General features: G+C 73.0%; 14 protein-coding genes. 5 read left to right on the plus strand and 9 right to left on the minus strand.

Annotated elements, in window-relative coordinates; translation table 11 throughout:
• Positions 1–5: 5 nt before the first annotated feature.
• Positions 6–2873: a DEAD/DEAH box helicase gene (locus tag CLV63_RS08315; RefSeq protein WP_245928657.1), complete on the minus strand. Its 2868-nt coding sequence runs from the start codon at positions 2871–2873 to the stop codon at positions 6–8.
• A 105-nt stretch (positions 2874–2978) separates the two neighbouring features.
• Positions 2979–4016 (minus strand): serine/threonine-protein kinase, encoded by a 1038-nt coding sequence (locus CLV63_RS08320; RefSeq protein WP_106582335.1) that lies wholly within the window; start codon positions 4014–4016, stop codon positions 2979–2981.
• Between the two features lie 182 nt (positions 4017–4198).
• On the opposite strand from CLV63_RS08320, the gene CLV63_RS08325 reads away from it, so the two are divergent.
• The gene (locus CLV63_RS08325; RefSeq protein ID WP_106582336.1) at positions 4199–4678 is read left to right on the plus strand and encodes an inorganic diphosphatase; all 480 of its coding nucleotides are present in this window, start codon (positions 4199–4201) and stop codon (positions 4676–4678) included.
• A gap of 28 nt (positions 4679–4706) precedes the next feature.
• Here CLV63_RS08325 and CLV63_RS08330 read toward each other — a convergent pair whose 3' ends face one another.
• Positions 4707–5909, minus strand: a complete 1203-nt coding sequence (locus CLV63_RS08330; RefSeq protein WP_106582337.1) for a cytochrome P450 — start codon at positions 5907–5909, stop codon at positions 4707–4709.
• A gap of 437 nt (positions 5910–6346) precedes the next feature.
• Between CLV63_RS08330 and CLV63_RS08335 the strand changes: the two genes are divergently transcribed.
• The gene (locus CLV63_RS08335) at positions 6347–7081 is read left to right on the plus strand and encodes a YqjF family protein (RefSeq protein ID WP_106582338.1); all 735 of its coding nucleotides are present in this window, start codon (positions 6347–6349) and stop codon (positions 7079–7081) included.
• Between the two features lie 207 nt (positions 7082–7288).
• Here the strand turns inward: CLV63_RS08335 and CLV63_RS08340 are convergent, their stop codons facing one another.
• Genes CLV63_RS08340 through CLV63_RS08350 form a run of 3 tightly spaced genes read right to left on the minus strand, consistent with a single transcriptional unit; the run spans position 7289 to position 11063 of the window.
• Positions 7289–8536 (minus strand): sialidase family protein, encoded by a 1248-nt coding sequence (locus CLV63_RS08340; RefSeq protein WP_211301207.1) that lies wholly within the window; start codon positions 8534–8536, stop codon positions 7289–7291.
• Positions 8533–9543: a dihydrodipicolinate synthase family protein gene (locus CLV63_RS08345; RefSeq protein ID WP_106582339.1), complete on the minus strand. Its 1011-nt coding sequence runs from the start codon at positions 9541–9543 to the stop codon at positions 8533–8535. Before CLV63_RS08345 ends, CLV63_RS08340 begins: the two co-directional genes overlap by 4 nt.
• Positions 9540–11063: an MFS transporter gene (locus CLV63_RS08350; protein WP_106582340.1), complete on the minus strand. Its 1524-nt coding sequence runs from the start codon at positions 11061–11063 to the stop codon at positions 9540–9542. The genes CLV63_RS08345 and CLV63_RS08350 overlap by 4 nt, the downstream gene beginning before the upstream one ends.
• Positions 11064–11161: 98 nt before the next feature.
• On the opposite strand from CLV63_RS08350, the gene CLV63_RS08355 reads away from it, so the two are divergent.
• Positions 11162–11848, plus strand: a complete 687-nt coding sequence (locus tag CLV63_RS08355; RefSeq protein ID WP_106582341.1) for a FadR/GntR family transcriptional regulator — start codon at positions 11162–11164, stop codon at positions 11846–11848.
• Positions 11849–12853: 1005 nt separating this feature from the next.
• On the opposite strand, the gene CLV63_RS08360 is transcribed toward CLV63_RS08355, so the two are convergent.
• Positions 12854–13771 carry a LysR family transcriptional regulator gene (locus CLV63_RS08360; protein WP_106582342.1) on the minus strand — a complete coding sequence of 306 codons (918 nt, stop codon included), beginning with the start codon at positions 13769–13771 and terminating at the stop codon, positions 12854–12856.
• A 314-nt stretch (positions 13772–14085) separates the two neighbouring features.
• Here CLV63_RS08360 and CLV63_RS08365 point away from each other — a divergent pair, with 314 nt between their 5' ends.
• A complete protein-coding gene (locus tag CLV63_RS08365) occupies positions 14086–15012 on the plus strand; it encodes a serine/threonine dehydratase (protein ID WP_106582343.1) in 927 nt (308 codons plus the stop codon).
• 403 nt (positions 15013–15415) lie between these two features.
• On the opposite strand, the gene CLV63_RS08370 is transcribed toward CLV63_RS08365, so the two are convergent.
• Positions 15416–15724, minus strand: coding sequence for a 4a-hydroxytetrahydrobiopterin dehydratase (locus CLV63_RS08370; protein ID WP_170134175.1), 309 nt, complete (start codon positions 15722–15724; stop codon positions 15416–15418).
• Between the two features lie 337 nt (positions 15725–16061).
• On the opposite strand from CLV63_RS08370, the gene CLV63_RS08375 reads away from it, so the two are divergent.
• Positions 16062–16736: a lysophospholipid acyltransferase family protein gene (locus CLV63_RS08375; RefSeq protein WP_106582345.1), complete on the plus strand. Its 675-nt coding sequence runs from the start codon at positions 16062–16064 to the stop codon at positions 16734–16736.
• Between the two features lie 56 nt (positions 16737–16792).
• Here the strand turns inward: CLV63_RS08375 and CLV63_RS08380 are convergent, their stop codons facing one another.
• Positions 16793–18301 carry an aminopeptidase P family protein gene (locus CLV63_RS08380; protein WP_245928666.1) on the minus strand — a complete coding sequence of 503 codons (1509 nt, stop codon included), beginning with the start codon at positions 18299–18301 and terminating at the stop codon, positions 16793–16795.
• Positions 18302–18498: the final 197 nt, after the last annotated feature.

Genomic DNA, 18498 nt, shown 5'->3' on the forward strand with positions numbered 1-18498 from the left:
GTTCCTCACGCGCCCTTCACCACGGCGAGGATCCGCAGCAGCGGCTCGCCCATGGTCCGCATCTTCCGCATCAGCTGCTGCTGCTCGGCCACCGTCGCATCGACCTCGCCGCGCCGGTTGGCGCGGCGCCAGTCCTCGCCGAGGCCGTCGAGCGCCATCTGCTCGAAATCCGCGAGGCGCTCTTCGGGGGCCCGCAGGTCGCGCTCGATCTGCGCGTCGTAGACCGCGCGCTGCGCGTCCAGGTGAACGCGTGCGGCGTCCACAGCAGGACCGACGAGCTCCTGGAGCGCGGCGAGGTCGCCCGGCGCGCCCGTGTTGATCATGCCGGGTCCGATGCCGGCCGCGCGCACCACCTCGAACATGTCGCCCACGCGCGGGGCGTCAGGCAGCCCGGTGACGGCCATCCACTCCACGACGGTGGGCTGGCCCAGCTCATTGGAGTAGACCCCCTGCACCAGGAACACCGGCGACGGGACGTCGGCCCGGATGACGGGGGCCTGGCTGCGGTGCAGCCGGACCTGGAGCTTGTCGACCAGCCACTCCACGAGCGGGTGGAGGTCGCTGGCGTAGCCGATCTCCGGCCACGCCGACCTGGTGGTCCGCGCCTCGTCGCGCTTCTCCGCGGCGAGATGCCGGTCGAAGGTGACCTTGAGCCGGGCGGTGACCGCGCGCTCCTTCAAATACGAGGCGGGCAGCGCCTTGAAGCGGTGCGCGAGGTCCTCGGGAGGGGCGAAGGCGAGCATTCCGTCCTCGAAGTTCACCTCGGTCTCGGGGGCGACCACCGGCAGCCCGGTGAGGACGAACTCCTCGGTGGAGGAGAACAGCCGCGGCACTGGGGCATACTCCGGTTCGGGCAGGTCGTCCTGCGGGTCGGAGTCGCCGAAGAACCCCGCCATCGACGCGACCTCCACCGCAGCCTCCTCCGCGGCCTCCGCCGATGCCACCGACTCCTCGACAGTGCGGCCGGCCAGCAGGTCGCGCAGCAGCCGGTCCTCCTCGCTCTTCGCGGTGTACTCGCCGATCACCGCCTCGACGCTGCCGATGCTGCGGTGGGCGGCGTCCTCCCGTTCGAGCAGCTTCTCCGCCACCGTCCGATCGTCGAAGGCGCCCTCGGTCTCCGAGGTCAGCACCAGGGCGCTGAACTGCGGCTGGTGCTCCTGGCCGTAGCGGTCGATGCGGCCGTTGCGCTGCTCGATGCGGATCATGCTCCACGGCAAGTCGTAGTGGATGAGCTGGTGGCACTGCTGGTGCAGGTTCACCCCCTCGGAGGCGATGTCGCTGGTGAAGAAGATGCGGACCTTGGAGTCGGCCAGTTCGAAGTCCGCAAGGACCTGCTGCTGCATGGTGTCGGGGAGTTCGCCGTGCAGCAGCGCCGTCTCCGCCTCGGTCATGCCGAGCGCGCCGGGCACGGTCGCCCGCAGCCACTTCAGGGTGGGCCGAGACTCGGAGAAGACGACCACGCGTTCGGGGCTGCGCGGCCCGACGCCGATCTCGCGGAGCTTTGCGATCAGGGCGGCGCGCTTGGCGGAATCGTCGTCGCCGACCCCCTTGGCCGTCTCCTTGAGGCGCAGCAGCGCCGCGTGCTCCTTGTGCCTGGCGGGGTCCTTGAGTGTGCCGCCGTCCGGGCCGGTGAGGGCGGTCAACCGTGCCTCAACGGTGGTCTCCAGCGCCTTGTGCGAGGACAGGAACGCCTTCACCAGGGTGTAGGGGAAGAGACGGCGCTCCTTGGTGACGACCGGGCCGCCGTCGAGGGGAGCGGCGCCCAGCCAGGTGCCGGCCAGTTCGGCGAACACGCGCTCCTCGGCATCGGACGCGGCGCAGTTCACCGGCCGGGACGGGCCGCGCTCGGGCCACTCCTCCCCCATCTGGTCGCGCACCTCGTCATTGGCCTTGGTGCGGCGGATGTAGAGGTGGGAGATGTCTGGGGGCGAGTAGCGGTCGGGGTCGGCGATGGCGGCGGGGTCGAGGAGGCGGATCAGCTCGGCGAAGGAGCGGGTGTCGCCATTGTGCGGGGTGGCGCTGGCCAGCAGCAGGGCATCGGTGTGACGGGCGAGCAGCCGGGCCAGCTTGTTGCGCAGATTCCCCTGGTTGATGAGGTTGTGCGACTCGTCGATGACGACGGCGTCCCAACTCGTGTTACGCAGATGCTGGCCGTACTTGCCCTGGTTCTTCAGAGTGTCGACGGAGATGATGGCCCGCTTGAAGTACAGGAATGGGTTGCGCCCGGCCGGTATCTCGCGCTGCACCCGTTCCAGGCCGACCGAGTCCAACCGCACCAGCGGGATGGCGAAGCGTGTCCACAGTTCGCGCTGGAACTGCTCCAGCACCTGTTGGGGAGTGACGACGAGGATGCGCTCGCCGCGGCCGCGGCGGATCAGCTCGGCGAGGATGAGCCCGATCTCCAGGGTCTTGCCCAGGCCGACCACGTCGGCGATCAGGATGCGCGGGCGAAGTCCCCGCAACGCGAGCTCGGCCGGGCGCTGCTGGTAGACCTTCCGGTCGAGCAGGAACGCGTCGGACATGGCGAGTCGGCGCTCGGTCTGCGGCAGCGGGGTCCGACGCAGCACCGACTCCAGGAACAGCCGGCTCGTGGTGAACCGGTCCGAGAGGTCGGGAACGAGCCGGGTGTCCTCAGGGCGCAGCGGACGCACCTCGTCGATGCCGGTGAAGAAGACCGCGTCCTCCTCGCGTACCAGCTCCGATACCCCGGACGCGCGAATCACCCACCCGTCCTCATCGAAATCGTGCGCCCGGGTGCAGGTGCGCACCATCCACTCGGTGTCGCGCACCTCGATGCGCGCACCCGGCGCGTACGGGTCGGCCTGAGGGTTGTCCTGACCGGTCTCCACCACTACGACGACCTCACTATCCACGAATTTCCGCGCATCCATTCTCCGGCGCGTCGGGCATGCTCCGGCACGGGAGCGGGCCGACGGAGTCACTGTCGGGCCCATCCCGGCGGGGACCCCCTACGGCGGTCAGGCCGCTTTGGGACGCGCGTAGTCCCGACGCAGCCGCTCCGCGACACGTACGACCACTCCGTCCTCCGTTCCGACCTGCGGCGACGGGCGCACTGGAGGAGGCAGCGGGGGCACCGGGCCATCAGTGACGACGCCGCCGGCCGCATCATCCGGATCGGGCACATAGCAGGCACGGGCGAGTTCGGCCCGCGCCGCCGCCGGCGTGCGTCCGGAAGCGGCCACCATCTCGCGCAGCGCGGTGCGGACCGCACCGAGATCGGGCCGGTCCGCAGGATCGAACGCGAGCATGGCCGCGAACAGCGGCTCCAGCGGAGCGGGCAGCCCCGACAGGTCACGCGGCACGGCCGACGTGGCGACGGCGGCGAGCAGTGCGTCCCTGGAGTCCCGCTGCACGGGGAAGTGCCCGGTCGCGGCGAAAAGCACAGTGGCACCGAGTCCGTAGACGTCTGCGGCCTCGGACACCGCCTTCGGGTCCGTGATCTGTTCCGGGGCCATGCACAGCGGAGTCCCCAATGTCGTGGTGCTCCCGGTCAGCTCGCCTCCGGCACCGCCGATGGCGACCAGTCCGAAGTCGATGACCTTGGGGCCGTCCGGGCCCATCATGACATTGGTCGGTTTCAGATCGCGGTGCAGGATCCCGGCGTCGTGCACCGCCGCCAGGGCCTCTGCCAGCAGCAGGCCGAGCGCGGCCGCCGCCTCGACGTCGAGCAGTCCACTGCGATCGACGTGCTCGCGCAGTGTCAGACCGGGGACGTATTCCATCGCCAACCATGCCGGGCTCTCGCCCGGTTCCGAGGAGGTCATCAGTTCCGAGGTCCCCGGCGACTGGACCATCCCCATCGCCGCGATCTCCCGTTCGAATCGTTCGACGACAGCAGTCTTGTCGGTGTGGGCGTAGTGCACGGTCTTCACCGCGACCCGGTCGCCGTCCTCAGTCCGGCCGAGGTAGACGCGGCCCATCCCGCCCTCGCCGAGCCGGCCCAGGATTCTGATGTCGCCGACGACCTGTGGGTCGGTGTCCTTGCGAGGGTGCACAGCCAGCCTCCATTGCCGCGATGGCCGAGAGGCCGTCCGGCTCCGTCCGGAGCGTCAGCCTAATCCGTATACCCGGCGCCATGGGGTGAGAGGCGATCCGCGGCTGCTCCGGGGGCGGGCCGTAGGGTGGTCGTGGGTGCCGGGACGGTCGGTGCGGTGGGGCGCGACGAGGGGTGCGGGCGATGGAGTTCGACATGGTGGTGGAGATCCCGCAGGGGTCCCACAACAAGTACGAGATGGACCATTCCATCGGGCGGATCCGGTTGGACCGCACACTGTTCACCGCGACCCAGTACCCGGCCGACTACGGCTACATCCCCGACACCCTCGCCGAGGACGGCGACCCGCTGGACGCGATCGTGCCGCTCGACCGGCACACCTTCCCCGGGTGCGCCGTGCACGTGCGGCCGGTGGCGGTGTTCTGGATGCGCGACGAGCGCGGCCCCGACGCCAAGGTGCTGTGCATGCCGGCGGGCGACCCGCGGGTCGAGCACGTCCAGGACCTGCGCGACATGCCCGTCTTCCAGCTCAACGAGATCAGCCACTTCTTCGAGATCTACAAGCGGCTCGAACCGCACAAGAGCAGCGAGGTGCGGGGCTGGCAGGACCGCGCCGCCGCCGAGGCCGCGGTCACCGACGCCCGCCACCGCGCCGCCCCCTGACCCGCAGCGTCGCTCGGTCTCCGCTCGCTCAGGCCGGGCCCGTCAGGACCGGGAGGGTGCGGGGGTGGTTCATGATCGGGGAGGGTTCGGGGATGTCCTGGTCCGGGGCGAGCCGGAGGTCGGGGAAGCGCGCGAAGATCCCCGGCAGCGCGATGGACAGCTCCAGTTCCGCCAGCGGGCGGCCGAGGCAGTGGTGGACGCCGTGCCCGAACGCCAGGTGCGACTGGTGCGCGGCGACGGCGTCGAACGCGGTGGCGGCGGGCCCGTGGCGGTCGGGGTCGTGGTTGGCGGCCATGAAGCACAGCAGGACCGCGTCGCCGGCCCTGATGACCTCCCCGCCCGGGTAGTGGACGTCCTCGGTGGCGAACAGCCAGCCCAGCGTGTTGACCGGCCCGTCGTAGCGCAGCCCCTCCTCGACGACCTGCCCCCACGTGGTGGCACCGGAGCGGACCGCGGCGAGCTGCTCGGGGTGCTCGAGCAGTGCGCGCACGATGTTGGTCAGCGCGCCCATCGTGGTCTCGAACCCCGCTGAGACGAGCAGCATGGCGTTGGCGGTCAGCTCCGCGTCCGACAGCGGCGCGCCGTCGGCGTCGCGGGCGGTGAGCATGTGGGACAGGATGCGGTCGTCGGGCGCCGCGCGCTTCTCCGCCAGCACGTCGGTGACGAAGGTGCGCACCGCGGCGTTGGCGGTCTCGTCCTGCTGGTTGAACGCGCGGCGGATGTGCTCGCCCATCTCCGGGATGTGCTGGGCGTCGAGGCCCAGCAGGTGGCACAGGACGCGCACGGTCAGCGGGAACGACAGCGCGGCCTTGAGGTCGACGGGCTGCGGTGCGCGGGCGACGTCGTCCAGGAGCTCGTCGAGGATCGCGGAGACGATCGGCCGCAGCGCCTCCATCGGCCGCCGGGTGAAGCCCGGTTGCAGGATCTTGCGCAGGCGCAGGTGGTCGTGCCCGTTGGCGGTGAGCATGTGGTCGACGTTCATGAACTGCACGATGGGGTGCTCGGTGTCGATCTCCCCCTCGGTGTACGCGCGCCAGTGCCGGATGCCGCGGACGAAGCGGGGGTCGGTCAGCGCGGCGCGCAACTCGGCGTCGCGGGTCAGCGCCTTGACCACGATCCCGCCGGGGAACTCCACGGTCGGCACGGGGCCGGCCTCGTAGAGTTCGCGCGCCATGGCGTGCGCGGGGCGGTCGGCAGAGGTGTGGATGGAGATCCGGTCGGTGCGTTGCATGGCAGTGGCCTTCGGCAGGGAGCCGGGCGGGGCCGGGGCGGCCCGCGCTACCGGGAGAATCAGAATTTTCCGGGATCCCGCGGCGGCGGACAATGCGTTTGCCCGGGCCGGGTGCGGCCACGGTCCGGGCGGCGCCCCGTCCGCGGTCCCTTCCCCGTGTGCGGCCCCGCCGCGTTCCCGGCACTCGGCGCTGGGACGGCGCCCGGTGGCGGGCCGGGGAGCACGCGGTCGGCGCCCGGTGCCGGGAAGCCCCGCGCCCGGCGCCCGGTGCGGGCGCGCTGACCCCGCGACCGGTCGATCCGACCGGTTCCGGCCGGACGCCCACCACCGCCGAACCCGCCGTCACCGATGGCGACCGGCCTACCAGAGCGGCCCGGGCGGCGCATAACCGGCGGCGCCCAGGGGCCGGGCGCGGTGGACTCTGCGATCCTTGGCGCATGCCGACCGCGTCAACCGAACCCGTCAGCGCCGATCCGCCGCACGCCATCGCGCGCCCGCTGCTCACCCAGTCGTGGCGCGATCTCGCGTTCGTCCACTGGGCGGTCGACCCTGCCGCGGTCGCGCCCCTGCTGCCGCCCGGGACGGCGCCCGACACCGTCGACGGACGCACCTACGTGGGCCTGGTGGCGTTCCGGATGCACCGGGTGGGCTGGTTCAACCTGCCCGGAATCCCCTACCTGGGCAGCTTCCCAGAGACCAACGTCCGCCTCTACTCGGTGGACGGCCGCGGGCGGCGCGCCGTGGTGTTCCGCTCGCTCGACGCCTCCCGGCTGATCCCGGTCGCGGTCGCGCGGGCCGTCTTCCGCCTGCCCTACGTGTGGTCGCGCATGGCGGTGCGGACCAGCGGCGCCACCGTCCGCTACGCGAGCGTGCGGCGCTGGCCGGGACCGCGCGGTGCGTCCAGCCGCCTCGCGGTCCGGGTGGGCGAGCGCATCGCGGCGCCCAGCCCGCTGGAGGACTTCCTCACCGCGCGGTGGGGCATGCACAGCGCGTTCGGCGGCCGGACGATGTACCTGCCCAATGCGCACCCCCGGTGGCCGCTGTACCAAGCCGAACTGCTGGCGTGCGACGAGGACCTGGTCGCGGCGGCGGGGCTGCCCGCCCCGCTCGGGGACCCGGTGAGCGTGCTGTACTCGCCCGGCGTCGCGGTGCGCTTCGGCGGACCCCGTTGACTCTGTTGGCTCCGTTGGCTCTGTTGGCTCCGTTGATTTCGCTGACTTCGCGGGCTCCGCTGACCCCGCTGGCCCGCTGATTCCGCCCCCGCCTGCTCCGCCGGCCGCACTGACCCCCCTGTCCGCGGATCCGCTGAGAACCCCGGCCCCGCAATGCCGGCGATCCTGCGGGGCCCGGCGCGTCGGCCGGGCCCCGCGGGATCGGGTTCAGCGCCGCAGGGGTACCGGCAGGAAGGCGATGCGCTCGTAGAGCCCCGACTCCCCCGTCTCGTAGAGGACCCCGACGGAGCGCCCGCCGAGTGCCACCAGGTCGGAGTAGCCGGCCGGGCCGGGCGGTGCCGCGTGGGCGTCGGCCCAGCTCTCCCCGTTGTCGCTGCTCGCACGCAGCACCAGGTCCGCGCGGGCGTCGGCGCGGCCGGGCCCGGAGAACAGCAGCGGGCCGCCCCGGGGTTGCAGCACGCTGCCTTGCACGACCGGGCCGACCAGGTCCGGCGCCATCGTCGGCGGGGACGCGAAGCTCTCGCCGCCGTCCGTGCTCAGGCTGACCGCCCGCGTGCCCGCCGCCGTCCCGTTCTGGTCGCGGTGGTTGACGTGCAGTCGGCCGTCCGGGAGTTCGGCGACAGTGGACTCGTTGGTGTTGACCTCGCCTTCGTAGGAGTCGTCCACCGCGCCGATGTGCCAGCTCGCACCGGCGTCGTCGCTGTAGAGCAGGTGTGCCCCGTAGTACTTCGCCTCGTCGCCCTGGTCGCCGCTGCCCGGAGCGGGGGCGGCGGAGTGGTTCGCCGGGACGACGAGGCGCCCGGCGTGCGGCCCGCTGCGCAGGGCGATCCCGTGCACCGGGCCGGTGGCGTACCAGCGCCAGTCGCCGCGCTTGGCGTCGCCGGTGATGTCGCGCGGCGCGCTCCAGGTGCCGCCGTTGTCGTCGGAGTGCTGGACCCACACCCGGCGGGTCTCCTCCGCGCTCGCCTCGCCCCGCAGGATCTGGTCTTCGTCCACCGTCCCCGCGTTGTGCGTGCTCAGCAGCACCACCCGGCCGGTGCGGGGGACCACGACGGGGACGGGGTTGCCGAAGGTGTTCGCGCCGTTGTCGCCCACGACCGTGAGCGGGCCCCAGGTGCGGCCCTTGTCCGCCGAGCGTTTGAGGACGAGGTCGATGTCGCCGGTGTCGGACGGGCCGCCCTTGCGCCCTTCGGCGAAGGCCAGCAGGTCCCCGTTTGCGGCGGCGACGACAGCCGGGATGCGGAAGCTCGCGTACCCTTCGCCGCCCGCTGCGAAGACCGTTGCGGCTGCGGGCGCCGGTCCCCGCTCACCCCCGCCGCCCGTCCCATTGTCGGCCCCTATGACCGCCGCTGTGTCCGCCGCCGCGGGCGGCACCGCGGTGGCCGCGGCCGCGGCCACCGAGACCGCCAGGACCGCCGCCGATCCCAGGAGGCGCGCGGCGCGCACCCGGCTCACGCGTCGTCCCCCTCGGTGGGCAGCCCCGCCGCGGCGAGGTGCTCGCGCACCACCGCCCGCTCGGCGTCGTCCAGGGCGACCATGGGCAGGCTGGTGGTCGCGGCGCCGATGACGCCGCGCAGCCGCAGCCCCTCCTTGAACGCGCCGATCGCCGAGGAGTAGGGCCCCATGCGCGCCGGGTTGCCCGCCTTGACCAGGCGGAACAGCGCACGGAGGCGGACCTGTTCGCGCTCTGCGGCCGTCCAGTCGCCGCGCCGCGCCGCGTCGTAGAGCCGCACGTAGCCGTGCGGGTCGACGTTGCCGAGGCCGGGGACGATGCCGTGCGCGCCGATCCGCAGGCCGAGGTCGGCGACCACCTCGGAGCCGGTGAAGACGCGCAGGCCGGGCGGTGCGAGCTCCAGGACGGCGCGCAGCGCGTCGAGGTCGCCGCTGCTGTCCTTGAGCCCGTCGATCGTGCCCTCCTCCGCGAGTTCGACCACGGTCTCGGCGTCGAGTTTGGTGTGGGTGAAGGACGGGATGTCGTAGGCGTACAGCGGCAGGTCCGCCGCCGCGCGCACCGCGCGGAAGTGCGTCCGGATCTCGGCGGGGTGGGTGGGCACGTAGAACGGTGCGGTGGCGACCAGGGCGTCGGCGCCGCCCGCCTTCGCGGCCGCGGCGTGCGCGGCGACGCGCGGGGTCGCGGTGTCCACGATCCCGGCGAGGACGGGGACCTGCCCTGCCGCCGCCGCTGCGACCACCTCCAGGGTGCGGCCCCGCTGCTCGTCGGTGAGGTAGGCGACCTCGCCGGTGGACCCGGCGACGAACAGGGCCGCCGCGCCCGCCTCGATCTGGAATGCGACGAGGCGCTCCAGGGCGGGCGCGTCGACCGCGCGCTCGGGCGTCAGGGGTGTGCACAGCGGCGGGACGACACCGCTGAGGGCGTCGGCGCGCGCGGTGTTCGGTCCGGGCGCCGGGGCGCCCGGGGTGCTCGGCGAGTCCGAGGTGTTCGGCGTGCTCGGCGTGCTCATGGTGTGGTGGGCTCCGTTCCGTCGGGAGGGGTGGTTCCGGTCGGTCCGCTGTGCGGGGCGGCTGCGGCGCGCAGCTCGGGGGCGACCTGGTCGGCGTCTGTGGTGCGGTCGACCATGACCTCGGTGTCGGGTGTGAACAGCCGCTGGACGCGCGCCGGTGCGTCGATCGCGATGAGGACGATGACGACGAAGGTGAGGCCGAAGGCGAGCCCGCCGAGGGCGACGGCGAGGCTGGTGCGCTCGGCGATCTGCGCGCCGATCACCGGTGCCGCCGCGCCGCCGAGCGCACCCACGTTGTAGGTGAACCCGAGCCCGGCCGCGCGCTGGGAGGTGTCGAAGTAGCCTCCGATGAGCTTGGGCAGCAGCCCGGAGATGCCCTGGCCGAACGCCTGCTGGAGGAAGAGCAGCGCACCGAGCAGCAGGAGCAGGTCGCCGCCCATAGCGAACACCGGCAGGATGAAGACCAGGGAGATCCCCAGGCTGATGACGTAGGCGTACCGGGTGCCGAGCCGGTCGCCGAGGAAGCCGCCCATCCAGCAGCCGACCATCGTGCCCAGCCCTGAGAACGCCAGGACGCCGCTGACCTGGCCGGGGGTGTAGTCGAGTTCGGTTTGGAGGTAGGTCGGCAGCAGCGCCTGGATGGGCCAGGAGTACAGGAACGCGCAGAACACCACGACCATGAGGGTGATCATCATCGGGGTGCGGGAGCGGGCGAACTGCGCGGCGAACCCGATGAGCCCCGCGGCGGCGACCGCGATGAGCAGCCACACGGCCCAGCCCGACGCCCCGAGCGCGAAGATCCCGAACAGGGCGCCGAACACGGCGATACTCGCGAGGACGTTGAACGGCGCGACCCGCCCGGTGTAGAGGACCTCGATGAAGGAGTCCTCGCGCTTGGCGGCCGCCTGGTGCTGCCAGTCGGGCGCCTCGGGGATGCCGCGGCGCAGCCACAGCGCGAGCGCGATCGGCAGGATCCCGATGAAGAACAGGGACCGCCAGCCCAGCGCCGGCACGACCAGCGCGTAGGCCTGCGCCGCGAGCACGCCGCCCAGGGAGAAGCCCGAGATGAGGAATCCGCTGGCCCGGTTGCGCAGGGCGCGGGGCCAGCTCTCGATGACGTAGGTCGCGCTGGCGCTGTACTCGCCGGCCATGCCGAGTCCGACGACGAGCCGGGCGGCGAACAGCGTCCAGTACCCGACGGCGAGCCCGCACGCGAAGGTGCCCACCGAGTACAGGACGATGCTCAGGACCATCGCGGGACGCCGGCCGTAGCGGTCGCCGACGGCGCCCAGCGCGAGGCCGCCGAACCAGCGGGAAATGAACGCGGCGGACACCAGGGTCGCGACCGTGACCGTGTCGAGGTGGAACTCACGGCCGATCTCGGTGAGGACCAGTGTGATCAGGACGAAGTCGAAGCCGTCCATGGCGTAGCCGAGCCACGCCGCGAAGAACGCCTTCCAGTCCTTTCGGGACAGTTGCCGGTACCACCGTGTGGTCGGTGGGCGTGCGGGGGGAGCCATGTGCGCCTCCTGGCCGTGCCTCGTGACTCATCCCACATGGGACATGGGATGAGTAGGTACCGTAATCTCGGAACCACCGGCTGACAAGAGGGAGATCGATGAGAGCCAACGGGCCAGAGCTCCAGGACCGGATCATCGACCTGATCCTCGACCGCGGATTCGCCCCTGGCGCGGCCATGCCATCGGAGCCCCGGCTGGTCGAGGAGCTGGGTGCGAGCCGCAACTCCGTCCGCGAAGCACTGCGCGCCCTGCACACCCTCGGAATCGTGGAGATCCGGCACGGCTACGGCACGTTCGTCGGGCAGGCACCGCTCACCGCGTTCGCCCCCGGCCTGCTGTACAGCACCCGCCAGTCCGTCCGCTCCGACCCCGCGGCGCTGGGCGAGCTGCTGGAGGTCCGGCGCATCCTCGAAGCGACCCTGATCGAGCAGGTCGTGGAGCGCGCCGACGACGCGTTCCTCGCCGAGTTGGACGACGCGGTCACCGCCATGGACGCAGAGGGGCTCTCGTCGGCCGACCGGAACTTCCACCAACTCCTGTACCGGCCGCTGCACAACCGGTTCGCCGGACAGCTCATCGAGCTGTTCTGGGTCGTGTACCACCAGGTCGAGTCGGAACTCGAACCCGCGGGCGATCCCGAGGAGATCCGGCGCGGGCACCGCGGCATCGTCGACGCCGTGCGCGCGGGCGACCCCGCCGCCGCGAAGGCCGCCATGACCCGCCACTTCACCGACATCGAAGCCAGAGTCGCCCGCGTACGCGCCCACCACCACGCCCCCGCCTGACCCGCCGGTGCGGCAACCCGGTACGCGGGATCGGGGGGCGTGGTGTCCGGTTTTCGCGGGTGGGGCGAGCCTGCGGCAAGGCGGGGTGACCACCCAGACGTCATGCGGATGCTGTCTAGATTGTCCCTCCCATCGACTTCTCACGATGTGAGACGCGAGGAGTAATGGGGTGCCGCACCCGGGCCGCTGACCTGCCCTTCTGTGCAGGGCGATGCGCCGACCCCACCCAATGCCGTGGACTCAACGGGAACGACGGCGTGCTCACGCACCCTGCGACTCGGGCGCCAGAAGGACTGCCGCTGCGCGGCACCGTGCGGAAGCGGGCACGGGCACCCGGAGACGAGACCGTCCCAGAAGCCAGGCGCCCGCGGGCGAGGGCGTCCTTGCCCCCAAGGGACGGTGCCCAGGCTGCCGGGGTGCCTGCGCAGCAGCGACGGCCGACACACATCCCGCACCTCGACCGCCAGGCCCGACGCCGCGCGGAACCCACCGCAACCACGCCCGGGCGCCCCGCCCGCACCAACACCACAGCACTGTCAGTGACAAGCACCCCCGGTCGCGCGCTCAGTACGCGGCGGGCCTTGGGCGTCCACCCCGGCGTCTGCTTCGGCCGTCGCTGCTGCGCAGGCTCCCCGGCAGCCCAGCCCAGGTCCGCTGGGGGCAAGGACGCTCTCGGCACCCACCCCCGGCATGAATACGCGGCCCGCCGACAAGGCCGCGCAGCAGACGAACCGACCACCCCGGAAGCCGGATCGATACCGCCGAACCCCGACCCCTCGCCGCCGTTGGCGCTGCTTCTGACCACAGACCACACGTCCGCGGACCAGCGAGAAGGCCGCCCCGCGGACGGGCCGAGCCGACAGTCCACTTGTTCACCAAGTCAACGGAACGGGGGTGGTGCGGCGGCCTTCGGCATCGCGGAGGCGACGGGGCATGGCGAGCCCGGTGCTCCTTCGGTGCCATGGCGCCTGGGTCCGCGCCGCGCGAAACACGGGCGGGCCGGGCTCAGGTCCCCGGTGCCGTCAAGGCGCGGCGGGCCGAGTCTCGCAACGTCGCCACCACGGCCGGAACCGGGTCGGGCGGACGGCGGCGGTGGACCACGTAGATCTCCCGTGCGAGAGCCGACTCCGGCAGCGGGCGCGCGGTCCAGCCTCCGGGCGGGGCCGCGCCCAGGATGCTGCTCGGCACGAGTCCGACCCCGACCCCGGCGCGGATCAGCGCGAGCATCACCTCGTAGTCGCGGGTCTCGTACGCGACCTCGACCGACACCCCTTCGGCGCGCGCGGCCGCCTCCAGCGCGACCCGGTTGGAGATGCCGGGGGCGCCGCAGATCCACTCCTCACCGGCGACGTCGCCCAGGCCCGGCCGGGCGCTGCGCGCCGCCGGGTGGTCCTCCGGGAGCACGAGCAGCAGCGGGTCGACCAGGATCTGCTCGCGGTGCAGCCCCGTTGCGGCGGGCAGGGTGACGCCCGGATAGCGGTGGGTGACCAGGAGGTCGAGGTCGCCGGACGTGACCAGCCCGTACCCGTCGGGCGGCTCGACGTCGGACAGTGCCAGGCGCACGTGCGGGTGTGTCCGGCCGAACGCCACGATCGCCCCGGGGACCAGTACCTTGCCCGCGCTGGCGAAGGCGCCCAGCGCCAGCCGGCGCGGCGCCTCGCCCGCCGCCGCGCGCACCGCGGCCTCGGCGTCGCGCAGTTCGCCGAGGACCCGCTCGCCGTAGGCGAGCAGCACCCGCCCCGCCCCGGTGAGCCGGACGCCGGTGCGGCCGCGCTCGACCAGGACGCAGCCCACCTCCCGCTCCAACTTGGTGAGCTGCTGGGAGAGCGCGGGCGGTGTGAACGACATGCGCTCGGCAGCGCCCGAGATGGATCCGGCGTGTGCGACCTCCACGAGCACGCGCAACCGGTTGGCGTCTAGCACGGCGGCCCCGCGGTCGTGCGTCCACGCGGACGGGACCCGGCCCGCTTCCGCAGAAGGGCCCGGCGCACCGGCCCCGGAGTCGTGCGTCCACGCGGATGGGGCCCGGCCTGCTGCCGCCGGAGAACTCGGCGCACTGGCCCCGCGGTCGTGCGCCCGCGCGAACCGGGTCCGGCCCGCTGCCGCCGGGCGGCCGGGCGCGGACCGGGTCCGCCGCACCTACGCACGCTCCGCACCGACCTCCAAGCTAAGCACTGCTTAATCATCCTAAGCAGCGCCAACTTTATCTTATGGCTGGATCGGGGCAGAGTAGGGGCATGAGACCGAGCACGGCAGTCCCGACGCGTATCCCTACCGCTGTCGACGTCCTCGCCGCGGCCGACCGCATCGCCGCCCACGCGCGCCGCACCCCGCTGCTGCACAGCGAGATCGACGGCCGCCCGGTCACCCTGAAACTGGAGCACCTCCAGCTCACCGGGGCGTTCAAACTCCGAGGGGCGCTCAACGCGCTGATCGCCGGAGGCATCACCGACCGGGTCGTCACCGCCTCTGGCGGCAACCACGGCCTGGGCGTCGCCACGGCGGCCGCCCGCCTCGGCGTCTCCGCCGTCGTCTACGTGCCCGAGACCGTCCCCGACGCCAAGGCGCGCCCGCTCGCCGCCACCGGCGCAGAGATCGTCCGGGTCGGCGACCACTACGCCGAGGCCGCCGCGGCGGCACGCGCCCGCGCCGAGACCGAAGGGGTGCGCTACCTGCACGCCTACGACGACCCCGACGTCGTCGCCGGGCAGGGCACCATCGGCTACGAGATCGCCGCCGACGCACCCGAGTGCGACACCATCGTCGTGGCAGTGGGCGGCGGCGGCCTTGCCGCGGGCGTCCGGCAGGGCTGCGGCGACCGGCTCGTGGTCGGCGCCGAGCCCGAGGGGTGCCAGAGCCTGCACGCCGCACTGGCGGCCGGCCACCCCGTCGACACCACCGTCGACTCCGTGGCCTCGTCGGCGCTCGGCGCCGCCCGCCTCGGCGACATCCCCTTCGCCGTACTGGAGGCGAACCCCATCACACCGGTCCTGGTCGACGACGCGGAGATCATCGCGGCGCGCGACCGGCTCTGGACGGAGTTCCGCATCGCCGCCGAACCCGCCGCCGCCGTCCCGTTCGCCGCATGGCTGGCCGGACGCGTCCCCGGCGAGCACCCGTGCCTCGTGGTGTGCGGCGCCAACGCCGAGTGGACCCCGGCCTGACCCGCAGCGGACTCCCACGCCCCGCCCGGCGGGGAAGGCGCCCCGACTCCGAGACGGGTACGCCATCCACACCCGCCTCGCGCTCGATCCGCACCCGACCCGCGCCCTGACACGTACCGGACACACGGTCAGCGGGGCGCCCATTCGCGATCTGGCACACGCCGGACGCGGGCTCGGTCGGGGTACCGGTCTGGTCGACCCCGACCAGGACGTCCTTCGGCGGTCGCTGCTGCGCAGCAGCGACCGCCGAAGGCTACCCCATCGCCCGAAAGCGGGACCGGCGGCGACGCAGGACCCGGTATCCCGGCGTCCGTTCAGCAGGGCCCGGCCACACCTCGTGTGCCCTCGCACTCTCCGGGCGCCCTTTGCCGCCGCGTGCCGTACCGGACGGGCGGCGCCGGTGTCAGCCGTCCGGGGTCGACTGCGATCCGGCACCCTCGATGGCCTGCTCGATGCGCGCGGCGATCTCCACGTCCTGCGCGGTGACACCGCCCGCCTCGGGCGTCGCCACCCGCAGGACGACGCCGTTGGGCGTCTCCACGGTGGCGACGTGGTCGCGGGCGTCACCGCTCACCTGCGCGACGACCATGCGGAACTCCGCCACGCGGTCGGTCGGCGCGAGCCGGGCCAGGCTGTCCACCTGGTGCTCCCAGTTGGCAAGGCCGACCAGTGCCGTTGCGACGTCCTCGTCACTCAGTGGTTCCGCTGTCATGGCTGCTGCCTCTCCTCGGTCGGGCGCGTGCGCGCGGTTCCCGCCTTCGGGGACCCCGCTCTCGCCCGGGCCTCTACCCGGCGCCGCGCACGCCATCCCCGCCATCCCCGCCGTCCCCGCACCCCCGCGTCCCAGCGCCCGGTGTTTCCACCCCTGCTTCCACCCCTCGCGCGCCCCATGCCCGCACGCATCTGCACATCCCGCCGCAGCACAGCGGGGCCTCGGTCCGCTGCGGAACCGCCGCCCGGGTGCCGGCCGGGGACGCCGTGCGGGTAGGTTGCCAACTGTTCACCGGTACGGCCCCCACCGCCCGGACCTGCGCGACGAGGAGGCAGCAGTGCTCTACAGGACGATCCGGCGGACCTGTTCGGCGCTCGCGCGAGCCGTCTACCGGCCCCGGATCGAGGGCCTGCACCACGTCCCGACCCGCGGCCAGGTGATCCTCGCCAGCAACCACCTGTCGTTCTGCGACAGCGTGGTGATCCCGCTCGCCGTGCCCCGCCGGGTGCGGTTCCTCGCCAAGTCCGACTACTTCGACGGCCCCGGGCTGAAGGGCCTGGCGTCCAAGGCGACGTTCGGCGCGCTCGGCGCGATGCCGGTCAGGCGCGGCACCGGGCGCGACGCGATGACCGCCCTTGAGGACGGCCTGAACGTGCTGAACAACGGCGAGGTGTACGCCATCTACCCCGAGGGCACCCGGTCCCGCGACGGCCGCCTGTACCGGGGTCGCACCGGGGTGGGGTTCCTGGCGCTGGCGTCCAAGGCGCCGGTGGTTCCGGTGGCACTGTGGGGCACTCAGGAGATCCAGCCCATCGGGGCGCGGATGCCGCGGGTGCGCCCGATCCGGGTCCGGTTCGGCGCGCCCCTGGACTTCTCCGCCGGGTACGACCACCTGGCGTCGGGGAAGGCGCGCCGGGTGGTCACCGACGAGATCATGGACGCCGTGCACAGCCTGTCGTGCCAGGAGCGCGCCGACATCTACAACGAGCACGCCGACCGCGATGCCCTGTGACCCGGCCCGGCCGCCGCCGGGCCCGGTCAGCGGCCGGGCCCGGTCGCGGTCGGTCCTCAGCCCTGCGGGGCGACGCGCGCCATCCACGCCTCGACGTCGGCGGCGGTGCGCGGCAGCCCGTCCGACAGCACCCTGTTCCCCTCCGGGGTCACCAGCACGTCGTCCTCGATGCGCACACCGATCCCGCGCAGTTCCTCGGGCACCGTGAGGTCGTCGGGCTGGAAGTACAGCCCCGGCTCGACGGTCAGCACCATCCCCGCTGCGAGGCGGCCGTCGATGTAGTCCTCGGTGCGGGCGACGGCGCAGTCGTGGACGTCGAGGCCGAGCATGTGGCCGGTGCCGTGCAGGGTGTAGCGCCGTTGCAGGCCCAGTTCGACGACGCGCTCCACGGGACCGTCGAGCAGGCCCCACGCGATGAGCCCTTCGGCGAGGATCCGCTGCGCGGCGTCGTGGAAGTCGCGGTAGGCGCGGCCCGGCGCGACGGCGGCGATCCCGGCCTCCTGCGCGGCGAACACCAGGTCGTAGACGCGGCGCTGGGTGTCGGTGAACGTGCCGCCGATGGGGATGGTGCGGGTGACGTCGGCGGTGTAGAGGGTGGTGGTCTCCACACCGGCGTCGAGCAGCAGGAGTTCGCCGGAGCGCACGGCGCCGTCGTTGCGCATCCAGTGCAGGGTGGTGGCGTGCGGCCCGGCGGCGGCGATGGTGCCGTAGCCGACATCGTTGCCCTCGACCCGGGCGCGCAGGAAGAACGTGCCCTCGATGTAGCGCTCGGAGGTGGCCTGCGCGGCGTCGAGGGTGCGCACGACGTCCTCGAACCCGCGGACGGTGGAGTCGACGGCGCGCTGCAACTGGCCGATCTCCCAGTCGTCCTTCACCAGGCGGGCGTCGTCGATGTGGATGGCGAGTTCCGCGTCGGCATCGTCGGTCGTGTCGGCGTCGGCATCGGCGCGCAGCTCGGCGAGGGCCTGGTCGAGTTTCGCGTCGTGGCCCCGGACAATGCGCGTGGGGGCGGCGGGCGCCTCGCGCAGCACGGTGTCGAGGGTGCGGACGTCGGCGGCGTGCACACCGAGGAGGCGGCCCGCTTCGGTCAGGCTGTCGCGGCGGCCCGACCAGAGTTCGCCGTGCGCGTCGAGCCAGAACTCGCCGTTATCGCGGTTGGAACGGGGGCGCAGGTAGACGGTCGCGTCGTGGCCGCCGTCGGGGCGCGGTTCGAGCACCAGGCAGCCGTCGTCGGACTGGTCGCCGGTGAGGTAGACGTAGTCGCAGGCGGCGCGGAACGGGTACTCGGTGTCGTTGGAGCGGGTCTTCAGTCCGCCCGCCGGGATGACGAGCCGCTCCCCGGGGAAGCGGGCGCTGAGTGCGGCGCGGCGCTTGGCGGCGTAGGGCGCCTGCTCGATCGGCTCCAGTTCGCTGCGCTCGGTGTCGGCCCAGCCGGTGCGCATCCACGCGGACAGTTCGTCGGAGACGCTGCGGTACACGCCGTTCTTGCGGGACTTGAACACCGGGGCGCCGTCGGCCGCTGCGGTGTCGGGGGGCGGCTGCTGCTGTCCCTGGTGTTCGGTCACGGTCAGGACCTCCTCGGTCGGTTCGGCCGCAGGAAGCGCGGCGTGCACACCCCCGATGGTAGGACGTGTCCGCTGTGTGCGCTTTCACCACTCCGGCGACCCAGTCGTTGCGGGGACGGCCGTCACAGGGGGTTGGGCTGCCGTCGCGGCTCACGGTCCGTTCCCCGGGCCGACCCGGGGCCGTTGAGGGCTGGGGA

Source organism: Murinocardiopsis flavida (assembly GCF_003014485.1).
Taxonomy (GTDB): domain Bacteria; phylum Actinomycetota; class Actinomycetes; order Streptosporangiales; family Streptosporangiaceae; genus Murinocardiopsis; species Murinocardiopsis flavida.